Source organism: Iodobacter sp. (assembly GCF_025352645.1).
Taxonomy (GTDB): Bacteria; Pseudomonadota; Gammaproteobacteria; order Burkholderiales; family Chitinibacteraceae; genus Iodobacter.
In genome coordinates, this window is record NZ_JANXSO010000086.1 from 1 (window position 1) to 4,147 (window position 4,147).

The following is a 4,147-nucleotide window of genomic DNA, read 5'->3' on the forward strand; positions in this document are numbered from 1 at the left end:
CGATATCGACCGGCCCATTGTGACGGGCGTGGTTCACAACGGTAGTCATCCTCCGGCCACCTTTAGCGGGGCGGGTGCACTGCCTGCCAATAAAACGCTCTCTGGAATTAAGACTAAAGAACACGATGGCGGCCAATATGGCGAGCTGTTGTTTGATGATAGCAAGGGGGAAGTGAGAACCAAGCTATCGAGTGAGCACGCTAAAACTCAATTAAACATGGGCTTTCTGACCCATCCCCGTAACAATGGTAAAGCCACCGCCCGAGGCGAGGGTGCAGAATTGCGCTCTGATGCCAGCATCAGTATTCGTGCTGCCCAAGGTTTATTGCTGACAACGTATGGCAAATTACAAGCCAGTGGCAATCAATTAGCCCGGACCGAAATGATTGAATTACTCGATCAGTGTGCCGAGCTATTTAAAGCATTTGGCGACTATGCCAGTAGCAATCAAGCCTTAGCACTGGATCAGGCGGCACAAACAGAGTTAATCGATAGTATTAAGAACTGGGAAAAAGGCAGTAATGCCGATCCTAAAGCAGAGGGCGGCGGCAAGCCGGTGATGAGTTTTACTTCCAAAGAGGGCGTAAGCATCACCACGCCACAGGCGATTGTGGCTTACGCCGGAATGAATGCAGATTGGGCCGCCAAAAAGCATCTGCAATTTACCGCTGGCGAGCGCTTTAGCCTGAATGCGGGGCAAGGCATCAGCCAGTTTGCCCAGTCTGGAGATTTTCGCTTGATTGCCCATCAAGGGCCGTTTTTGATTCAGGCACAAGCCAATGATCTGGTCGCCCAAGCCGATCAGAATATCCGTCTGATTGCGATTAACGGCGAGCTTTACCTCTATGGCAAAAAAATAAACCTCGTTGCAGAAGACGGATCGTTTATCAAAATAGGCAGTGGCATTACCCTTGGCACCAGTGGCGTGGTCAATATCAAAGCCGCCAGCAAAGCCATGTCTGGCCCCGCCACCGAAAGCTTTAGTCCACCTGCGTTTCAATCCGGTAAAGCGGATCAAAAGTTTCAATTGCATTACCCAAGCAGCGACCCAAGCAAACCGCAAATAGCCGCCCTACGCGATTATGAAATCACTCTGAAGGATGGTAGTAAGCTCAAGGGTGTTTCTGATGCTGAGGGTAAAACTCAATTGCTGGAAGAAACCGGCATGCAAGTCGCCCAAATCCGCATCCTGCCTAAGAAAGGCTAACAAGATGACCACAGAATCTACAGAAGCACCATCCATCGGCAGTAGCTCTGCCTTACTGATGCCCAATCGCTATAAAGATCACCCTGTTCAAACGCAACGCAATATGCCCGGCGTGGTGATTTTGGTGCATGGCGTGAATGATATGGGAGTGAGCTATGCCGCTCAGGACATTGGCCTCTGTGCGGGGCTGAATGAAAGACTGGATCGGCCCGATCTATTCCCCAATGATTTTCGGCTGCCTAGCGACGACGATAAAGCCGTTGAAGACCCTGATGCGATTTACTTTCGGCGGATAAAGAACGACAAGACCAATAGCCCTGTGATTCATTTTCATTGGGGTTATAAAGCGACTGATAAAGAGCTGGCTAAGGAAAAAATCAACGAACAAGTGGTGGATAAATTTGGTAACCGCTTAGATAAGCAAAACGCCAAGGGCGGCGGGATGTTCTCTAATGCCACCAGCAGTATCCCAGAGATGTTTCATGGGGCGTTTAAGGGCGGCTTTTTAGTTTGGTTAACCAACAATCTGATTGCCGACAAAATCCATATCGTTACTCAAGCGCCAGATCGGCACTATATGGCGCTGGCTGCAAAACGGCTAGCAGCACTGATTACCCAAATTCGCGCCATTGATCCCAATGAAACCGTGACTGTGGTGGGGCATAGCCAAGGCTGCCTTGTCGCACTGGCGGCGCAGGCTTTTTTAAAAAAGGAAGGGAAACGCTCTGCCGATTGTCTGATTATGTGTCACCCGCCTTACGGCCTGCATGAGCCTTGGCTAGATCGCGCCACGCAAACAGGTGATGCACAAGAAACCACCAAAGCCCGTATTGAAACACTGGTGAAGCTGGTGGAACTGATTACCGACAATCCACACCCCTTACCGCCCTTACAGGAACTTAAAGACAGCGCCTTCTCCTTGGGCCGCGCAGGAGATGCATGGTCGCCCACCCAAGGGAAACGTGCCAGTGTAAATGGTGATGCCCGTATACTCGATCAAGTGTTTTTTGAGCGGGATAACCGTGGCAAGGTTTATCTGTATTTCTGCCCGCACGATATGACAGTGGGGCTCGCCAATGTGCAGGGGATTGGCACGCTGGGTGTGCCAGACAAGCTAGAAGGCAAAGAGCCGGTATTGGAGCGTTTAGGCCCGCGCTTTTTACAGCGGGTCTGGACATGGCGCAAACGCGATGGAAAATCCGTGGCGGTGGGGGCTGCGCCGGGGCCGTTTGTGATGCGCATTAAAGGCGAAGCGGCTTACGATGGCGGCATGTTTGAAACTGCGGGCCGAACCGGCTTGCAAGTGGGTGAAACGCGCTCAAATAATGGCGAAGCCTTAAACCCGCCGTGGGTGCCTGATCTGCATCAGGGGGAAGACGATGAAGAGAGTAAAGAAAAAGCCGCTAAAGCAGGTGGCCCTGCACACATAGGTAATCTACGGATTGACCCGATTGATGCCTGCGATGCCGTGGTTAAAGCGGGCGTGAAATACCTGCCTGAAGAAAAAAGAAAAGAAACACCGACTGAGGCGCGTCAGCGTTACCAAGGGGGAGAAGCCGTTCCCAACTCTTACCACTCCTCTATCGTGGGTAATTTTGAGCATCATCGCTGGGTCACGGCGATGGATGTGGCGATCGGCCAAGCAAAATGTATGGATGATCCGGATTGGCGCGATTTGTTGCTGGCGATGGCTGATTGGCGAACAATGTTTGATCCTGCACGTAATGTTCCTACGTTTAAAAAATACAGCAATCTGGAAGAGGACGTGCGCAAGGTGCTTGAAGCTAATTATCGTTATTACAAAGAAGCGGTATTTCCTGATGAAAATATGGTGCCTCGCAAACCGCCAAGTCCTATCTTTAGCGAAACCCGGTCAGCTAGAGCTGCGGGGAGTAAATCATGAGCTTGCGCCGCATTGCCTTACCGCGCCTCTGGCCTTGGCTGCTTCTGCTGCTGGCCAGCCTTACCATTTGGATTGTGGTGCTTGAAACCATCATTCGCCCGTCTGCCATCTCTTTGGAGTCCACCCCCATGTTGCTACGCCTAAGTTGGTGGTTCTTGCCGCCACTCATTTTTATCTTCTCGCTGTTTACCGGTCAGTGGGCCTTGGGGAGTGCCAAAGCAGAAGCGGCAGAATTAAAACAGCAGCAAGAATCTGAGTTGCTGCAACGCGCCACCGCAGCCAAGGCCAGTGAAGCGGCGAAAGCCAAAAGCCAGCAACAATTCTCGCTGGAGATTCGCAGTGTGGGGATTACGGTTGAGCGCTTCCGGCAAATGGCAATCTGGAAGCAGCTGGATAAAACCAACCATCCGCTTAAAAGCATGTTGTCTCAAAATCCTGATGATTATGAATGGGCAGGAGAGACTCGAGATTTACAAACAGATAAACGCGCTAATAATGCATTTGAAAACGCTCTGCGCTTGTGGGTAGAGCGCTGGCCTATTCCTGTTTTGGTAGCAGACTCAACAGGCATGGGGATTAATAGCATTCGTTGGGCGCAAAATGGTTCTGGTCTAAGTATCCACATGTTTACGGCTTTAGGCGCGCACCAGGGGGAAGGTAGTGACAAACTGGTGCAGCAGGCATTTCAGTATTTTGATGATAATCCAGAGCTGCCTGCCATCCTACTTCTAAGTGTGAGTACCGCAGAACTCAAAGACAGAATGAAAGACGCCCGTTTTGTGCCTAATCAGCCTGATTCTATCGTCGCCATCCTGCTCACTCGTAGTGACCGTGTAGATCAGTACCTCCGCCCCTATGCAGTTGATGTACCTTACAATATCAATATGGATAAAACCCAGTACGACATTATTAAATTATGGAATTTTTACTGGGATCAGAAAGACACTTATCGTACAAGCATCCCAAAGTCTTTTGACACCATGCCTACCGACTATTGGAATGGAGAAGTTAAAAAACTGATCAGCCAGATCGATCCT

Annotated in this window: 3 protein-coding genes; all 3 read left to right on the forward strand. The window is 50.5% G+C overall.

The window, feature by feature from the left end:
• Nucleotides 1-1,207, forward strand: a 1,207-nt coding sequence (locus tag Q0R17_RS10045; RefSeq protein WP_293934660.1) for a type VI secretion system Vgr family protein, incomplete at its 5' end; no start/stop codon positions are given.
• Between the two features lie 4 nt (nucleotides 1,208-1,211).
• Nucleotides 1,212-3,110, forward strand: a complete 1,899-nt coding sequence (locus Q0R17_RS10050; protein WP_293934661.1) for a DUF3274 domain-containing protein — start codon at nucleotides 1,212-1,214, stop codon at nucleotides 3,108-3,110.
• The coding region (locus Q0R17_RS10055; RefSeq protein ID WP_293934663.1) for a DUF2875 family protein at nucleotides 3,107-4,147 on the forward strand (1,041 nt) is incomplete at its 3' end. The genes Q0R17_RS10050 and Q0R17_RS10055, both read left to right, overlap by 4 nt.